Source organism: Streptomyces sp. NPDC048142 (assembly GCF_043202835.1).
GTDB lineage: Bacteria > Actinomycetota > Actinomycetes > Streptomycetales > Streptomycetaceae > Streptomyces.
The window spans coordinates 172,351-187,204 of the sequence record NZ_JBIDBC010000010.1; the positions used below are offsets into that span (position 1 = coordinate 172,351).

Annotated in this window: 15 protein-coding genes; 8 read left to right on the plus strand and 7 right to left on the minus strand. The window is 73.0% G+C overall.

Going from position 1 to position 14,854, the window contains the following annotated elements:
• Window positions 1–13 precede the first annotated feature (13 nt).
• Together ACGF2Y_RS16070 and ACGF2Y_RS16075 are read right to left on the minus strand one after the other, a co-directional pair.
• Window positions 14–1,939: a PQQ-binding-like beta-propeller repeat protein gene (locus tag ACGF2Y_RS16070; RefSeq protein WP_392947127.1), complete on the minus strand. Its 1,926-nt coding sequence runs from the start codon at window positions 1,937–1,939 to the stop codon at window positions 14–16.
• A 328-nt stretch (window positions 1,940–2,267) separates the two neighbouring features.
• Window positions 2,268–4,085 carry an ABC-F family ATP-binding cassette domain-containing protein gene (locus ACGF2Y_RS16075; RefSeq protein WP_392947129.1) on the minus strand — a complete coding sequence of 606 codons (1,818 nt, stop codon included), beginning with the start codon at window positions 4,083–4,085 and terminating at the stop codon, window positions 2,268–2,270.
• A gap of 134 nt (window positions 4,086–4,219) precedes the next feature.
• Here ACGF2Y_RS16075 and ACGF2Y_RS16080 point away from each other — a divergent pair, with 134 nt between their 5' ends.
• The 3 genes from ACGF2Y_RS16080 to ACGF2Y_RS16090 all read left to right on the plus strand — a co-directional run bounded on the left by ACGF2Y_RS16080 (window position 4,220) and on the right by ACGF2Y_RS16090 (window position 5,700).
• A complete protein-coding gene (locus ACGF2Y_RS16080; RefSeq protein WP_392947131.1) occupies window positions 4,220–4,471 on the plus strand; it encodes a type II toxin-antitoxin system Phd/YefM family antitoxin in 252 nt (83 codons plus the stop codon).
• Window positions 4,468–4,728 carry a Txe/YoeB family addiction module toxin gene (locus tag ACGF2Y_RS16085; RefSeq protein WP_392947134.1) on the plus strand — a complete coding sequence of 87 codons (261 nt, stop codon included), beginning with the start codon at window positions 4,468–4,470 and terminating at the stop codon, window positions 4,726–4,728. Before ACGF2Y_RS16080 ends, ACGF2Y_RS16085 begins: the two co-directional genes overlap by 4 nt.
• A 261-nt stretch (window positions 4,729–4,989) precedes the next feature.
• Window positions 4,990–5,700 (plus strand): hypothetical protein, encoded by a 711-nt coding sequence (locus ACGF2Y_RS16090; protein WP_392947137.1) that lies wholly within the window; start codon window positions 4,990–4,992, stop codon window positions 5,698–5,700.
• Here the strand turns inward: ACGF2Y_RS16090 and ACGF2Y_RS16095 are convergent.
• The 5 genes from ACGF2Y_RS16095 to ACGF2Y_RS16115 form a co-directional block, all read right to left on the minus strand.
• Complete coding sequence (locus ACGF2Y_RS16095) at window positions 5,678–6,598, minus strand: 4-(cytidine 5'-diphospho)-2-C-methyl-D-erythritol kinase (RefSeq protein WP_392947140.1); 921 nt, start codon at window positions 6,596–6,598, stop codon at window positions 5,678–5,680. The genes ACGF2Y_RS16090 and ACGF2Y_RS16095 overlap by 23 nt on opposite strands.
• Window positions 6,595–7,485 carry a 16S rRNA (adenine(1518)-N(6)/adenine(1519)-N(6))-dimethyltransferase RsmA gene (gene rsmA / locus ACGF2Y_RS16100; RefSeq protein WP_392947142.1) on the minus strand — a complete coding sequence of 297 codons (891 nt, stop codon included), beginning with the start codon at window positions 7,483–7,485 and terminating at the stop codon, window positions 6,595–6,597. The genes ACGF2Y_RS16095 and rsmA overlap by 4 nt, the downstream gene beginning before the upstream one ends.
• Window positions 7,482–8,765: a ubiquitin-like domain-containing protein gene (locus tag ACGF2Y_RS16105; protein ID WP_392947304.1), complete on the minus strand. Its 1,284-nt coding sequence runs from the start codon at window positions 8,763–8,765 to the stop codon at window positions 7,482–7,484. The genes rsmA and ACGF2Y_RS16105 overlap by 4 nt, the downstream gene beginning before the upstream one ends.
• Before the next feature lie 262 nt (window positions 8,766–9,027).
• A complete protein-coding gene (locus tag ACGF2Y_RS16110; RefSeq protein WP_392947145.1) occupies window positions 9,028–9,894 on the minus strand; it encodes a TatD family hydrolase in 867 nt (288 codons plus the stop codon).
• A gap of 162 nt (window positions 9,895–10,056) precedes the next feature.
• Window positions 10,057–10,428 (minus strand): hypothetical protein, encoded by a 372-nt coding sequence (locus ACGF2Y_RS16115; RefSeq protein ID WP_392947147.1) that lies wholly within the window; start codon window positions 10,426–10,428, stop codon window positions 10,057–10,059.
• A 452-nt stretch (window positions 10,429–10,880) separates the two neighbouring features.
• Here ACGF2Y_RS16115 and ACGF2Y_RS16120 point away from each other — a divergent pair, with 452 nt between their 5' ends.
• Genes ACGF2Y_RS16120 through ACGF2Y_RS16140 form a run of 5 tightly spaced genes read left to right on the plus strand, consistent with a single transcriptional unit; the run spans window position 10,881 to window position 14,814 of the window.
• A complete protein-coding gene (locus ACGF2Y_RS16120; RefSeq protein ID WP_392947150.1) occupies window positions 10,881–11,057 on the plus strand; it encodes a hypothetical protein in 177 nt (58 codons plus the stop codon).
• A 10-nt stretch (window positions 11,058–11,067) separates the two neighbouring features.
• Window positions 11,068–11,775 carry a hypothetical protein gene (locus tag ACGF2Y_RS16125; RefSeq protein WP_392947153.1) on the plus strand — a complete coding sequence of 236 codons (708 nt, stop codon included), beginning with the start codon at window positions 11,068–11,070 and terminating at the stop codon, window positions 11,773–11,775.
• The gene (locus ACGF2Y_RS16130; RefSeq protein WP_392947156.1) at window positions 11,772–12,833 is read left to right on the plus strand and encodes a DUF6895 family protein; all 1,062 of its coding nucleotides are present in this window, start codon (window positions 11,772–11,774) and stop codon (window positions 12,831–12,833) included. Before ACGF2Y_RS16125 ends, ACGF2Y_RS16130 begins: the two co-directional genes overlap by 4 nt.
• Complete coding sequence (locus ACGF2Y_RS16135) at window positions 12,830–13,762, plus strand: DUF6895 family protein (protein ID WP_392947158.1); 933 nt, start codon at window positions 12,830–12,832, stop codon at window positions 13,760–13,762. The genes ACGF2Y_RS16130 and ACGF2Y_RS16135 overlap by 4 nt, the downstream gene beginning before the upstream one ends.
• Window positions 13,759–14,814, plus strand: coding sequence for a serine hydrolase domain-containing protein (locus ACGF2Y_RS16140; protein ID WP_392947161.1), 1,056 nt, complete (start codon window positions 13,759–13,761; stop codon window positions 14,812–14,814). The genes ACGF2Y_RS16135 and ACGF2Y_RS16140 overlap by 4 nt, the downstream gene beginning before the upstream one ends.
• The last annotated feature ends 40 nt before the right edge of the window (window positions 14,815–14,854 follow it).

The following is a 14,854-nucleotide window of genomic DNA, read 5'->3' on the forward strand; positions in this document are numbered from 1 at the left end:
CCGTGGCGAGCCGTCACTTGGTGAACACCAGCATCGTCGTCTGCTCCAGCTCTTCCTTGTCGTTGCTCGCGCTCACGCGCTTGCTGAAGATGAAGGAACGGCCGCCCTCGTGGAGGACCTTGGAGGAGAAGAAGCCGTTCTCGATCCGGCCGGTCGACTCCGGGTGCTGGAGCAGCGTCTTGGGGGTGCCGCCGGTCGGCGGGAGCGTCATGAGCGCGCCTGCGGCGTCGTACTTCGGCCGCATGTAGAGCAGCACGTCACCGCCCTCCATGCCCAGCGGCTTCAGGACGCGCTCGGCCGGTGCGGGCGCCTCCCACTTGGGCTTTCCGGTGTCCAGGTCGAAAGCGATGACCTTGTTCGTCCGGGCGGTCCCGGTAGTGTCGTCCTTGGTCCCGATGTAGAAGGTGTCGGCGTCGGTGGCGACGCCGCTGCATCCTTCGAGCTTCTTGCCGAAGACCGCGAAGCCGCTCCCGCAGTCGGCGGTGAGCGTGTCGCCCTTGGCGGGCGCGAGCTGCGAGCGGAGCTTGCCGCTGTCGGTGAGCGCGGCGATGGCGTACTGCTTCTTCTCCTCGTGGTCGAACCTGACGACGAGCGGGCTGACCGAGTAGACCCTGCTGACTTCCCAGCCGCGCTTGGGCTGGTACGTCCACTTGGCCTTGCCGGTGACCGGGTCCAGCTCCTGGACCTGGTGCTGCGGGTTCTTGACGTCGTCGGTGCGGCAGTTGGTCGCGGCGATCAGCTTCGCGCCGCCGGCGAAGGCGAAGGGCTTGCAGTTGCCCTCGGGGTTGCCGAACAGGTCCTTGCCGTCGCTGACCCGGTAGGCGTTGGAGTTGCTGGTGCGCCCCACGGTGACGGTGTCTCCGCTGATCGCCAGACCGATGTCCGACAGGAAGTCCCAGTTGCCGTTCTTCTTGACCGTCTTCTTCCAGCCGGCCTTGCCGGTGTTGAGGTCGATCATCTGCAGGACGGAGCAGTTGGCCCGGTCCGTGGTGCCGTCCTTCACCCCGATGACGATCTTGCCGTCGGCGGTCGGGGAGTCGGGCGCGGCGCACACGTCGGCCGGGAGCGGTACGGACCACTTCTGCTTGCCGTCGGCGACGGAGTAGCCGGAGACTCCCCGGTACATGGCCTTGGCGACCACGTCGCCTGCGAACCAGGGGCCGTGGACGGTCGCGCCGTTGCGGGGGAGGTCGACGTCGTTCTTCTGGAGCCAGGCGACCTTCGCCTCGCCCGGCTTGCGCCCGGCGTTGAGGTCGTCGTTCCCCTCGCGGCCGTCGCCGTCGCCGTCCCCCTCGTCGACCGTCGGCGACCCGCTGGGGGGCTTGGGGTCGTTGCCGGCTTCGGCGACGGGGGTCTTCTTGTCCTCGTCGCCGCTGTCGCTCACGAGGAACCAGGTGCCCGTGGCGGCGACCACGACCACGGCGAGTGCCGCCGCGACGATGAGGCCGGTCCTGCCCTTGAGGAACCCGCCACCGCCGGAACCCGGTCCGCCGGGCGCGGGGGCGCCGGGGTACTGCTGCTGCGGGTAGCCGTAACCGGGCTGGGGCTGCTGGGCGTACGGGCCGGGAGCCTGCTGACCGTACGGACCCGGGGCCTGCTGACCGTAGGGTCCGGGCTGCTGACCGTACGGGCCCGGCGCCTGCTGGCCGTACGGACCCGGGGCCTGGCCGGGGGCCTGCTGACCGTACGGGCCGGGGGCCTGGCCGGGCGGCTGCGGGTAGCCGTAACCGGGCTGCGGCGGGCCGGCCGGGGGCGTCGGCGGCTGTGCGGGGGGCGGCCCCTGGGGCTGCTGACCGGGCGGCTGCGGGTAGCCGTAACCGGACTGCGGCGGCCCGGCCGGGTTCGGCTGGTCCTGGGGCGGCTGAGGAGCTCCGTTCGGCGGCTCCTGCGGAGCCCCGAAGCCTCCCTGCGGCTCTTGCTGGCTGGGCGGCTGACTCATCAGCACGTCCCCCTTCGTGCGGTCCGGTGCGCGATCCGGTCTCCCCCGCGATTCCAAGGAGGGTCAACTCCCCTCGGAAAGGAGCGAATCGGGCATGGCTTCCGCGGTGTCACGACTGTCGGCGGGGCTACTTTGTACCACCCGCCCGCCACCGGGCACCGGATCGGCCCAGCCCCTGTACCCAAGGGAGAACCGCCCCGTGATGCCCTCGTTACGCCCAGGTCCGAGGTGATGGACAGTCACCGGAGGTGATCCCCGCCGGCAGGTCCCCGCCGGACGGCGAGGTGGGCGGGGACCCCGGGCGGCCGTACGGCACGGTGCGCCTCCGTCAGGCGTCCTCGGCCAGCTCCAGCCAGCGCATCTCCAGCTCGTCGCGCTCGGTGACGAGTTCGCGCAGTTCGGCGTCGAGCCCCGCGACCTTCTCGAAATCGGTGGCGTTGTCCGCGATCTGCTTGTGCAGCGCGGTCTCCCGGGTGGAGAGCTTGTCGAGCTGCCGCTCGACCTTCTGCAGCTCCTTCTTCGCGGCGCGGGCCTCCTGCGCCGAGACCGCCGGGGCGGCCGCGGGGGCGGCGGACGTACGGGGCGCGGCGGCGGAGGGGGTGGACTCCTCCTCCATCTTCTGCCGGCGCTCCAGGTATTCGTCGATCCCGCGCGGCAGCATCCGCAGGGCGCGGTCGCCGAGGAGCGCCATGACCCGGTCCGTGGTCCGCTCGATGAAGAACCGGTCGTGGGAGATCACGATCATCGACCCGGGCCAGCTGTCGAGGAGGTCCTCCAGCTGGGTCAGGGTCTCGATGTCGAGGTCGTTGGTGGGCTCGTCGAGGAAGAGGACGTTGGGCTCGTCCATCAGCAGCCGCAGGATCTGGAGCCGGCGGCGCTCACCGCCGGAGAGGTCGCCGACGGGCGTCCACTGCTTCTCCTTGGTGAAGCCGAACTGCTCGCAGAGCTGGCCCGCGGTCATCTCCCGGCCCTTGCCGAGGTCGACCCGGTCGCGCACCTGCTGGACGGCCTCCAGCACGCGCAGGTTCGGGTTCAGCTCGGTGACCTCCTGGGAGAGGTAGGCGAGCTTGACGGTCTTGCCGACGACGATCTTCCCGGCGGCGGGCTGCTCCTCGCCCTGGGTGCGGCAGGCCTCGGCGAGCGCGCGCAGCAGCGAGGTCTTGCCCGCGCCGTTGACGCCGACCAGGCCGATGCGGTCGCCGGGGCCGAGCTGCCAGGTGAGGTGGGTGAGCAAGGTCTTGGGCCCGGCCTGGACGGTCACGTCCTCCAGGTCGAACACGGTCTTGCCGAGGCGGGCGTTGGCGAACTTCATCAGCTCGCTGGTGTCGCGCGGCGGCGGCACGTCGGCGATCAGTTCGTTGGCGGCCTCGATACGGTAGCGCGGCTTGGAGGTGCGGGCGGGGGCGCCGCGGCGCAGCCAGGCCAGCTCCTTGCGCATCAGGTTCTGCCGCTTGGACTCCTCGGTGGCGGCGATGCGTTCCCGTTCGGCGCGGGCGAAGACGTAGTCGCTGTAGCCGCCCTCGTACTCGTGGACGGTGCCGCGCTGGACGTCCCACATGCGGGTGCAGACCTGGTCGAGGAACCACCGGTCGTGGGTGACGCAGACGAGGGCGGAGCGCCGGGTCCGCAGGTGGCCGGCCAGCCAGGAGATGCCCTCGACGTCGAGGTGGTTGGTGGGCTCGTCGAGGACGATCAGGTCCTGCTCGTCGATGAGGAGCTTGGCCAGGGCGATACGGCGGCGCTCGCCGCCGGAGAGCGGGGCGATGACGGTGTCGAGGCCGTGCTCGAAGCCGGGCAGGGCGAGCCCGCCGAAGAGCCCGGTGAGCACGTCGCGGATCTTGGCGCTGCCCGCCCACTCGTGGTCGGCCAGATCGCCGATGACCTCCTGGCGGATGGTCTTCTTCGGGTCCAGGGAGTCGTGCTGGGTGAGGACGCCGAGACGCAGTCCGCCGTTGTGGGTGACGCGGCCGGTGTCCGCGTCCTCCAGCTTGGCGAGCATCCGGATGAGGGTGGTCTTGCCGTCGCCGTTGCGGCCCACGACACCGATCCGGTCGCCCTCGGACACCCCGAGGGATACACCGTCGAGCAGGGCACGGGTGCCGTACACCTTGCTGACCTGCTCGACATTGACCAGATTGACGGCCATTTCACTCCTGCCTGGGGGGTTGATCGACCTTCCCAGGGTACGGCGCGGCGGAGGGGGCGGGACGTGCGGTCTCACCAGCAGGCACTTGCGGTACAGTTTCCTGTACGTACAGGATGACGTACAGGAGGCGCAGCATGAGGACCATGACCTACACGGAGTCAAGGGCGAAGTACGCCGAGACCCTGAGCGCAGTGGTGAACGACCGTGAAGAGGTCGTGGTCACGCGCGCCGGCCACGAGCCCGTGGTGATAGTGGCGCTCGACGAGTACGAGTCCCTCAAGGAGACCGCGTACCAGCTCCGGAGCCCGGAGAACGCCCGTCGGCTGCTGGCTTCGATCGACCGTCTGGAGAGCGGCGGCGGCACGGTACAGGAGCTTGCGGAGTGAAGTTCGTGTGGGACCAGTCGTCGTGGGACGACTACGTCTGGTGGCAGAACCAGGATCGCAAGATCCTCAAGAGGATCAACACACTGCTCCAGGACATCGCCCGGAACGGCAACGAAGGAATGGGCAAGCCGGAACCTCTGAAGCACGGCTTTCACGGGTACTGGTCGCGCCGCATCACCGAGGAGCACCGGCTCATCCACAAGGTGACCGACGACGAGGTCCGGATCGCCGCCTGCCGTTACCACTACGGCCGCTGAGCCCTGGCCCGGTCACGAACAAGCCGATTCCGCGGACGGATCGCGTCGGAATCGCCGTACCGCGGAGTAGATCTGGACAGTCCGGTCATCGGCCAGTAGAACAAGCACAGAAGCTGCTCCTCGGGGGAGACGGCGCATGCCACCAGAGGGTTCGTAGCTCCGTGCGGCCTGTTGTCGCAGCTCGCGGGGGCAGGCACACCGGCCGCTCCTCGGCAGTCTGCCGCAGCGCCCGCCGTTCCTGAGAACCGGAGTACCAGCACTGTGCGGATTCCTCGCCCCTTCGCCCCTGTCGTCCTGCTCGGCGTACTCGCCCTGGCAGGATGCGAGGGCGGCACACAGACCGACGACAGCGCCCCGGCGACCCCGCCCGCCGCCACGCCCACGGCTTCGGCCAGCCCCACGGCCACTCCCACGCCGACCGCCACGCCCGATCCGGTCGTGCCCGCCCTGCACAGCCTGACCTTTGAGCAGGCGGGGGCCGAGTTCACCCGCCAGGACATATCCACCGCGCGCCTGACGGCCGCCGCCCAGCACAAGGACGTCACCCTCCCCCGGGACCACGACGGCTGGTACATCTGCGACACCAGCCCCGGCCGCGGCACCCGGCTCGCCGCCGACACCACGGTCACCGTCAGGCTCGCGAAGGACTTCAGCGACTGCACGACCAGCTTCCACGGCTATCTGCACGAGAAGAACGACCCGGCCTACGTCCCGCCCAGGACGGCCGCCCCGAAGCCGGAGCCCGCCGCCACCACCCGCGCTCCCGCCCCGGCCCCCACGAAGCCGGCCGGCGGCTCGATGACCGGCTGCCCCGACGGCAAGCAGGGGTACGCCTGCACGTCCAACGGTCACCCCGTCGTCGACGGCCAGTTCTGTCCGAAGGCCGACCGGGGCCGCACCCTCATGGCCACCAACAGGACGATGGTCACCTGTTCCTACGACCCCAGCATCACGCCGTACCGCTGGCAGTGACGCACCCGCGCACCGAGGCTCCCGGGGCCGGCGACACCGCCTGGCGCGCGTCGCGGCAGGTCCCGGACGCCAGCAGCGCGTCGGCGACCTTCCGGCCCGTCTCCTCGTCCGGGACCAGGAACGCCGTCGTCGGCCCGGATCCGGAGACCAGCGCGGCCAGGGCCCCCGCTTCGGTGCCCGCGGCCAGGGTCTCGGCGAGGGAGGGGCGCAGGGAGAGCGCGGCGGGCTGAAGGTCGTTGCTCAGGGCCTCGGCGAGTGCGCCGGAGTCGCCGGAGCGCAGGGCGGCGAGGAGGGCGGGGGACGCGGTCGGCCCGGGGACGTCGGTGTCCGCCGTGAGGCGGTCGAACTCGCCGTACACGGCGGGTGTGGAGAGGCCGCCGTCCGCCACCGCGAAGACCCAGTGGAAGGTGCCGCCCACCTCGATCGGGGTGAGCTTCTCGCCGCGTCCGGTGCCGAGCGCGGCCCCGCCGACCAGGCTGAACGGCACGTCGCTGCCCAGGTCCGCGCAGATCGCGAGGAGTTCGTCGCGGCTCGCGCCGGTCCCCCACAGGGCGTCGCAGGCGACCAGGGCGGCCGCCCCGTCGGCGCTGCCGCCCGCCATGCCGCCCGCCACCGGGATGTCCTTCGCGATGTGCAGGTGGACGGCGGGGGTGATGCCGTACCGCTCGGCCAGCGCGAGGGCGGCGCGGGCGGCGAGGTTGGTGGTGTCCAGCGGGACCTGGGCGGCGTCCGGGCCCGAGCAGGTGATCCGCAGCCCGTCGGCGGGGGTGGCGGTGACCTCGTCGTACAGGCCGACGGCGAGGAAGACGTTGGCCAGGTCGTGGAAGCCGTCCGGGCGGGCGGCGCCCACGGCCAGCTGGACGTTGACCTTGGCGGGGACGCGGACGGTGACGCTCACTTGTCGCCCCCGGAAAGCTCGGACGCCGCCGGCTTGTTCTCCGCGATGGCCGCGAACTCCTCCACCGTCAGCGCCTCGCCGCGCGCCTGCGGGGAGATCCCGGCGGCGACGAGCGCGGCCTCGGCGGCGGGTGCGGAGCCGGCCCAGCCGGAGAGGGCGGCGCGCAGCGTCTTGCGGCGCTGGGCGAAGGCCGCGTCCACGACCGCGAAGACCTCGGCGCGGCTCGCGGTGGTGGCGATGGGCTCGGTGCGCCGGACGAGCGAGACGAGCCCGGAGTCGACGTTCGGGGCGGGCCAGAAGACGGTGCGGCCGATGGACCCGGCGCGCTTGACGTCCGCGTACCAGTTGGCCTTCACCGACGGCACGCCGTAGACCTTGTTGCCGGGGCGGGCGGCGAGCCGGTCGGCGACCTCGGCCTGGACCATGACGAGGGTCCGCTCGATGCTGGGGAAGCGCTCCAGCATGGTCAGCAGGACCGGGACGGCCACGTTGTACGGGAGGTTCGCGACGAGCGCGGTGGGGGCCGGGCCCGGCAGTTCGGTGACCAGCATCGCGTCGGAGTGGACCAGGGCGAAGCGGTCGGCGCGCTCCGGCATCCGGGCCCGGACCGTGGCGGGCAGGGCGGCCGCGAGCACGTCGTCGATCTCGACCGCGATCACCCGGTCCGCCGCCTCCAGCAGCGCCAGGGTCAGCGAGCCGAGCCCGGGGCCGACCTCGACGACGGTGTCGTCCGGGCGGACCTCGGCCGTGCGCACGATACGGCGGACGGTGTTGGCGTCGATGACGAAGTTCTGACCGCGCTGCTTGGTGGGGCGGACCCCCAGCTTGGCGGCCAGGTCGCGGATGTCTGCGGGGCCCAGGAGGGCGTCGGGCTCTGTGCTGCTCACCCGGTAAGCCTACGGCCGCAGTGGGGCCACGGACTCGCCCCCCGTTGCCCGTACAGCTTCTTCGCCCGGTACGTCTGCTCGGCGGCGGGTGCGTCCTGGGGCCGGCCACTGCCGCCGAGCGACTGCCAGGTCGGGGTGTCGAACTGGTACAGCCCCCCGTACGTCCCGCTCGGGTCGACCGCCCCCGGGCGCCCGCCGGACTCGCAGGCGGCGAGCGCGCCCCAGTTCAGCCCGTCCGCCCCGGCGACCGAGTCGGGGCGCTGCCGGGTACCGGTGCGCACGAGGCGGCTCACCGGCCGGTGGACCAGTTCCTCTGCGGCCCTGCGCGGCTTCTGCCGGACGCCGTTGACGGTGCGCACCGTGTACGTGACCCGGCGCACGCCGTTGCGGCCCGCCCGCTCGACGACCTCGGTGCCCCGGAACAGCTCGGGGTCCTCGCTGCGTTCGACGGCGTACGGGACGGTCTCCTCGCGCACCTCGCGGGTGTCGGTGATCCGCATGACGGAGATCGTCCGGCCGTCGCGCGGGAAGCTCGCGGGGTCCACGGAGGTGGTGTCCTGGCCGTGCAGGGTGATGCCCGCCTCGGCGAGGGCCTCGCGGACGGTGGCGGCGTTGGTGCGCAGGGTGCGTTCCTGGCCGTCGGCCATGAAGGTCACGGTGCGTTCGGTGCGGACGGTGAGGGTCAGGCCGGTGCGGGCGATCCGCGCGGAGCGGGCGGCGGAGAGGTGCGCCCCCTCGGCGCGGATCCCGAGTTCGCGCAGGGCCCCCGCCACGGTGCCGGCGGTCGTCCAGACCTGGCGGCGGACGCCGTCGAGGGTGAGGGTGACGGGCCGCCCGTGGCGGACGACGACCTCGTCGCCGTGGTCGAGGGCGGCGCCGGGAGCCGGGGCGACGACATCGTGCGCGCCGACGGTGAGGCCCTCCTCCGCCAGGAGTCCGGTGACGTCGTCGGCGAAGGTGTGCAGGGTCCGGGGCGTGCCGTCGACGCTCAGGCGGACGGCCTTGTCGTTGGCGACGAACGCGGTGGTGCCGCCGGCCAGGAACGCGACGACGAGGGCCTGCGGGACGAGGCGCCGCAGGTTCTCGGGGTTCGCGACGAGGGCACGGCGGCGCTTGGCGGCCCGCCGGGCGTCGGCGCGGGTGGGGCCCTGCCGGGGCACCGCGGGCGGCGGCCCGGCGAGCGGGGTGTCGACCACCGTCGGGGCGTGGCCGGCCGGGCCTTCCGCGGAGAACCCGTCGGCCACGGTCAGCTGCTCGTGGAACGCGCCGGGAAAAGCCACCGGCACCTGGGCGGGAGGCGGCGCCGGCGTCGTACGCCGTCTGCCGCGCGCCGCCCGGTGACTGCCCTGCGAAATACTCAACGTCGCTCCCGAAGATCAGCCCACTGCGACCCCGTCGTGCGCGGGGACGATAGCGGAACCCCGGTCACCGTCCAAAGCGACACGGCTACACAGAGTGCCCGATGAGGTCCGGCCGGCGGTCAGGAAGGGCCGGAAGGAGTCGGGAAGGATCAGGAAGGGTCGGGGAAAGATCAGGAGCGCATCAGAAGTCGAACGCCCGTGCGGTGTTGTCGTAGATCGCGGCGGCCAGCACGTCCTCGTCGAGGCCCTTGACCTCGGCCATGGCGCGCAGGGTGACGGGAATGAGGTAGGGCGCGTTGGGCCGTCCGCGGTACGGGGCGGGGGTGAGGAAAGGCGCGTCCGTCTCGACGAGGACCAGCTCGGCGGGGGCGACGGCCAGGGCGTCCCGCAGCGGCTGGGCGTTCTTGAAGGTCACGTTGCCCGCGAAGGACATGAAGTACCCGGCCCGCGCGCAGATCCGGGCCATGTCGGCGTCACCGGAGTAGCAGTGGAACACGGTCCGCTCGGGTGCGCCCGCGTCCGCCAGGACCCGCAGCACGTCCGCGTGCGCGTCGCGGTCGTGGATGACCAGGGCCTTGCCGTGCCGCTTGGCGATCTCGATGTGGGCCCGGAAGGACTCCTCCTGGGCGGCGACGCCCTCGGGTCCGGTGCGGAAGAAGTCCAGGCCCGTCTCGCCGACCCCGCGCACGTGGCCGAGGGCGGCCAGCGCGTCGATCTCCGCCAGCGCGTCGTCCAGCCCCGCCTTGCCGCCCGGCTCGCGCGCGCCCTGCCGCGCGGTGCCGTCCGGGTCGCCGAGGACGATGCGCGGGGCCTCGTTGGGGTGCAGGGCGACCGAGGCGTGGACGGCGGCGTGCGCGGCGGCGGTGTCGGCGGCCCAGCGGGAGCCGGCCACGTCGCAGCCCACCTGGACGACGGCCGTCACGTTCACCGCGGCTGCGCGGGCGAGGGCCTCCTCGACGGTGGCGTCCTGCATGTCCAGGTGGGTGTGGGAGTCGGCGACCGGAACCCGCAGGGGCTCGGGCAGCGGCGGCGCTTCGGTACGGCTCATGCCGACGACTCTACGAGGGCCCCGCGCGACCGCACGAGAGGCCCCGCACGACCGCGCAAGGGCCCCACGCGACCGTACGACCGCGCCCCACGCGACCGCACGAGAGCCCGCGTGACCGCACGGGAGCCCCGCACGACCGTACGCGGCTCCCGCGCCGGTGCGTCACCCGCGGTGGAAGGGGTGGAGCAGGTCGGACAGCCGCCAGTGGCGGGCCGGGGCGGCGGCGGTCGACACCGTCCGGTCCTTCGCGGCGGCCTCAGCGGCGTGCGGCGTCTGCTGCTTACGCAGCAGCTCCTGTACGCCCGCGACCCGCCCCGCCCGCATGATGCGCACCACGTGTCCGCCGCAGTTCGTGCAGGTGGGCGTGGAGAGCGGAGACGGCACGCGCTCACCGTCCGCCGTGTAGACGACGAACTCCTGGCCGTGGACGTCGACGTGGTGCTCTATCTCGTAGGACTGCTCCCAGCCGTACCCGCACTTCATGCAGGCGAAGGCATACGCCTCATGGACAGTGGTCGCTGCGATCTCGCTCATGCCTGCTCCTCCTGGCCGCCGGTCACGCACTCCGGGGACGGGCGGCCCGCACGAGGGGTTCGAACAGGTGGCCCGTCCCTTCCAGTGGACACCTCCACCCGGATGGACGCACCAGCTCAGCGCCATTGTTGATGCGTTCTTGGCCTCCTTTTGCCGCTCTTTGCCGCCGCATGGCGCGGGACAGGGCCAAGGCAGGACAGCGCGTGACCGCCGGAGCACCGAGCGCCCCCGAACGCGCCCGGCGCCGATCGTGAACGCGCCCGCGCACCACCCCCGCACGCCTCTTCCATTTCCCTTGAATTCCCGGGCTTTCACCCTGCCGGTACCTCATGAATTCACCATTCAATTGAATGCGTGATTTCCCCGGATGTCGCACGCCGATTTGCGGCGCCTCCCTTCCTCCTTTTCACTCGTTACGTCCACCTCATTTCCCACAGGACGGGGAACACCCCATGTTCACCACGGACACCACTGCCACCGACATCGAGCTCGACCTCGACGCGGCTCTCGCCCCGGGCGAGGCCGAGGGTCTGTACCGCGACTCCCGCGAGTGCGCCTACCTCGCGCTTCTCGCCGGCGGCGGCGCCCTGCTGCTCTCGCCTCCGACCCCGCGCCCGAAGAAGGGCTAGTCGCCGGCACATGGACCAGACACATGCTTCGTCGCCCCTGGCGGGTGCCGTGCATGACCTGGCAACAGAGGTGGTCCTCGCTCTTCGGAGCGGGGACCACCTCGCCACGGTGTGCGGCGCGGCGGGAATCGACGAGGAGAACCGGACCGGAATCGCGGCGGCACGGGTCATCGGGGCCGATCTGCTGCTGCCCAGTGTTCTGTACGGACGTCATCCGCATCCGGGTGATGTCGCCGTACTCGACCGGGCGGTGCGGGAATTCCCGCCCAAGCCCGACGCCCCGGCCGCCACGGCCTGGAGCCACTGGCACATGATCTCCACGCTCCAGCGGATGGCGCCGCCTCCACCGGGCTCGGCCGCGCCCCTGGCGTACGCGGAGCCCGACAGCGCCTGGCTGGAGGACGCCCCCTGGCAGGCCTTCACCCACCAGCTCTCGGTCCTCGCGCCGCTCGCCGTCCCGGCCGCCCCCTCGGCCGTGCAGCGGGCCGCGGCGAACCGGGCGGTCGACCTGTCGCGCGGCTTCGTCCGCGCGGTCCGGCGGCGCGACTGGCTCCAGGCGGCGGGCGCGGGCCGCTGGCTCGCGGCCATCGGCGGCGAACCGGCGACGCTGGGCCTGGAACGCGGCCTGGACTTCGTCGAGCTGATGGGCGGCCACGACCCACGGGTCACCCTGCACATCCGGGCCGCCCGGCTGATGGCCAGGGCGAGGGCACGGTGACGACGACGTCCGCGGCGCAGGGCCCCTCCCAGGACCGCCCGCAGGACCGGCCCGCCCCGGGGTCCGGGACCGGGACGGTCTCCTCCGAGGACCCCGGCGCCGCGCTCGCCGTCCTCCCCGGCGTCCTGCGCTCCGCCCTCGCCTGGACCGACGCCCACCGCGCGGGCTTCGCGCTCCCCGACGACGTACTGGAACCCCACACCCAGGTCAACGCCACGCTCAAACCGCTCGGCGAACTGGCCCAGCTCGGCTCCACGATCCGCCGCACCACCGCCCCCGGCACCCCGGAGCACGAGCTGGCCGGGGACCTCGTCGCGTACGCCTGGGAGCAGGTGGCGGCGGGCGGGCTGCTCCTGGAGCTGCTGCGCGCCGAGCCGTACGCCGCGTACCCGTACGAGATCTACGCCGCCTTCGCCGGGTACGGGCTGCGCCACGAGGGCTTCGAGGCCCTGGCCCGCCCGCTGACCGCGACCCGCGCCTGGGCCCACACCGAGCAGCACGCCAACCGGCAGCTGGGCCTGGTCAACTCCGAGCGGCGGGTCGGGACGGTGACCCACACCGACGCCGGCGCGGTCCTGTCCCGGACCTGGCTGGGCGGGCTGTCGGAGCCGTGGATGTTCGAGGGCCCCTCCGGCTACGCGCTGACCCACACCGTCTTCCACCTCACGGACTGGGGCCGGCTGCCGGGCCGGGTGCCGGAGAGGATCGACGGCTATCTGCGGACCTGGCTGCCCGCGTGGGCCGACGGCTGTCTGGAGAGCGGCCAGTGGGATCTGACCGGCGAACTCCTGGCGGTGGCGGCGTCGCTGCCGGGGCGGGCGCCCGCGGAGCTGCTGGACGCGGTCTGGCCGGTGCTGGCCGGCGTACAGCATCCGACCGGCTGCGTCCCGGAGACCGGCGTACCGGTTCAGGACCCCGCGCCGGACCCGTATCCCTTCATCGACTGCTACCACTCCACGCTCGTGACGGCCTTCGCCGCGGCCCTGTCCCTGAGGTCGCTGAGGTCGCCGGGACAGACGGGCGGGGCCGTGCCCGGCCGGGAAAGGCGCACCGCATGAGCAGCAGCGGCATCCAGCAGATCCACGAGGTGGGGGCGAAGGCCCTGGGCTGGCTGTACGAACACCGGGAGGGGTTCCGGCTGGAGAGCGACCCAGCCCCGGAGGCGGGGATGCTGGACCGTTTCAAGCCGCTGGGCGAGCTGGCGCTGATCGGCAAGGTCATCTTCCGCGAGGGTGTGGCCGGCTCGCAGCAGTCCTCGCTGGCCCACAAGCTCCTGGACCACGCCTGGCACGAGCTGCTGGGCTCCGGGACCCGGCTGCTGGAGGGCCAGCGGCGCGAACCGCTCTCGCCGGTGCCGCTGGAGGTCTACGTACCGTTCCGGGAGCTGGGTTACCGGCAGCCGGACCTGGAGTCCGCGATCCGGCTCAACCACCGTCTCGCGAGCTGGGCGGCGCTGGAGGTGCTGCCGGTGCGGCGGCTGGGGCTGAGCACGATCGAGCGGCGGTTCGGGGTGGAGCCGAGCGTTCCGGAGACGGCGGCGCTGGCGCACACCTGGCTGGCGCGGCGGCCCGAGCCGTGGACGGTCGAGGGCCATATCGGCTACGACATCACGCACACGGTGTTCCACCTCACCGACTGGGGCGAGAGACCGGCCGGGCTGCCCGCCGACATCGCCGGGTATCTGGCGCTGTGGCTGCCGGTCTGGCTGGACGACTGGCTGGACCTGAAGCGCTGGGATCTGCTGGGCGAGCTGCTGGTGGTCGACGCGTGTCTGCCGGAACCGACGCTGGACCCGGCGGCCTGGCAGGGCTTCGCGCAGGCCCAGCAGCCGGACGGGGCGATGCCGGTGGTCGGCGGGATGCCGGAGGGGGACGAGGAGTCGGTGTTCGATCTCGTCTACCACCCGACGCTGGTCGCCGCGTTCGCCTCGGCGCTCGCGATGTCCCGCGCCCTGTCCGGCCTCGGCGCGACGCCGGCCCCGGCATGACGGACGTGACCGCGTCGCCGGTGACCGCCCCCGACGCCTCGGCCACCGCCCGCCTCCTCGCCGGGGCGGCCCGCGCCGTCGACGCGCCGGACCTGGTGCTCGCGGTCAGCCGGAACGGGGTACGCACCGTCCACGCCGGCGGCGGCGCGGAGCCGGGCCCGGTGGCGCGGGAACGGCTGGGTCACGAGCTGGGCTCGGCGTCGAAGCCGTTCGCGGGGCTGCTGCTGGCCCGGCTGGTGGCGCAGGGCCGGGTGCGGTACGCGGACCGGGCGGCGGACCTGCTGGCCCCGGGCCTCCCGGTGCACCCGGCGGTGCGCCGGATCACGCTGCGCCATCTGCTCACCCACACCTCGGGGCTGCCCGGCCTGCCCGCCGACTTCTACCCGCAGGCGGTGCCCCGCTGGTCCACCGACCCGTACGGCGGCTACCCGGCCGACCGGGTGGTCCGGGCGTTCCTGCGGGCCCGCCCGCGCCACCGGCCCGGGACCCGCTGGCACTACTCGAACTTCGCCGTCTCGGTCCTCGGCCACACCCTGGCCGCGGCCACCGGGACCCCCTGGGAGGTCCTGCTGCACCAGCAGGTGCTGGCCCCGCTGCACCTGGACGCGACCCGGCTGCGCCCCGGCCCGGAGGGCACGGACGCGGTCGGCCACCGCCGCGACGGGTCGCCGGTGCCCGCGCTGGACACCGGGGGCTTCACGGCGGCGGGCGCGGTGCGGGCGACCCCGCTGGACCTGCTGACGTTCCTGGAGGCGCATCTGGGCGGGCCCGAACCCCGGGACCCGACCCTGAGCACCGCGCTCGCCGATGTGTGCCGCCCGCTGCTGCGGCGCGGCCTGCGGCACGCGCACACCCACACGCTCACGTGGTTCCACCACCCGTCCCCGTACGGTCCGGTCCTCTTCCACGCCGGAGCGACGCTCGGTCAGCAGGCGTTCCTGGGCTTCCGCCCGGACACGGGTCTGGCGGTGGCGGCGACGGCGACGCGGCGGGTGCACCGGGCGGACACGTTCGTGGCGACGGCGTACGGACTGCTGACGGAAACGCCGTAGAAGTCGTCCTACGACTGGGGAGGCGCCTTCGCCGCGTCCT

Bases quoted from the DNA above. Each gene is read 5' to 3' on its own strand.
- ACGF2Y_RS16070 (WP_392947127.1), bottom strand. From the start codon at position 1,939: ATGAGTCAGCCGCCCAGCCAGCAAGAGCCGCAGGGAGGCTTCGGGGCT.
- ACGF2Y_RS16075 (WP_392947129.1), bottom strand. From the start codon at position 4,085: ATGGCCGTCAATCTGGTCAATGTCGAGCAGGTCAGCAAGGTGTACGGC.
- ACGF2Y_RS16120 (WP_392947150.1), top strand. From the start codon at position 10,881: ATGTTCACCACGGACACCACTGCCACCGACATCGAGCTCGACCTCGAC.
- ACGF2Y_RS16110 (WP_392947145.1), bottom strand. From the start codon at position 9,894: ATGAGCCGTACCGAAGCGCCGCCGCTGCCCGAGCCCCTGCGGGTTCCG.
- ACGF2Y_RS16140 (WP_392947161.1), top strand. From the start codon at position 13,759: ATGACGGACGTGACCGCGTCGCCGGTGACCGCCCCCGACGCCTCGGCC.
- ACGF2Y_RS16125 (WP_392947153.1), top strand. From the start codon at position 11,068: ATGGACCAGACACATGCTTCGTCGCCCCTGGCGGGTGCCGTGCATGAC.
- ACGF2Y_RS16115 (WP_392947147.1), bottom strand. From the start codon at position 10,428: ATGAGCGAGATCGCAGCGACCACTGTCCATGAGGCGTATGCCTTCGCC.
- ACGF2Y_RS16080 (WP_392947131.1), top strand. From the start codon at position 4,220: ATGAGGACCATGACCTACACGGAGTCAAGGGCGAAGTACGCCGAGACC.
- ACGF2Y_RS16135 (WP_392947158.1), top strand. From the start codon at position 12,830: ATGAGCAGCAGCGGCATCCAGCAGATCCACGAGGTGGGGGCGAAGGCC.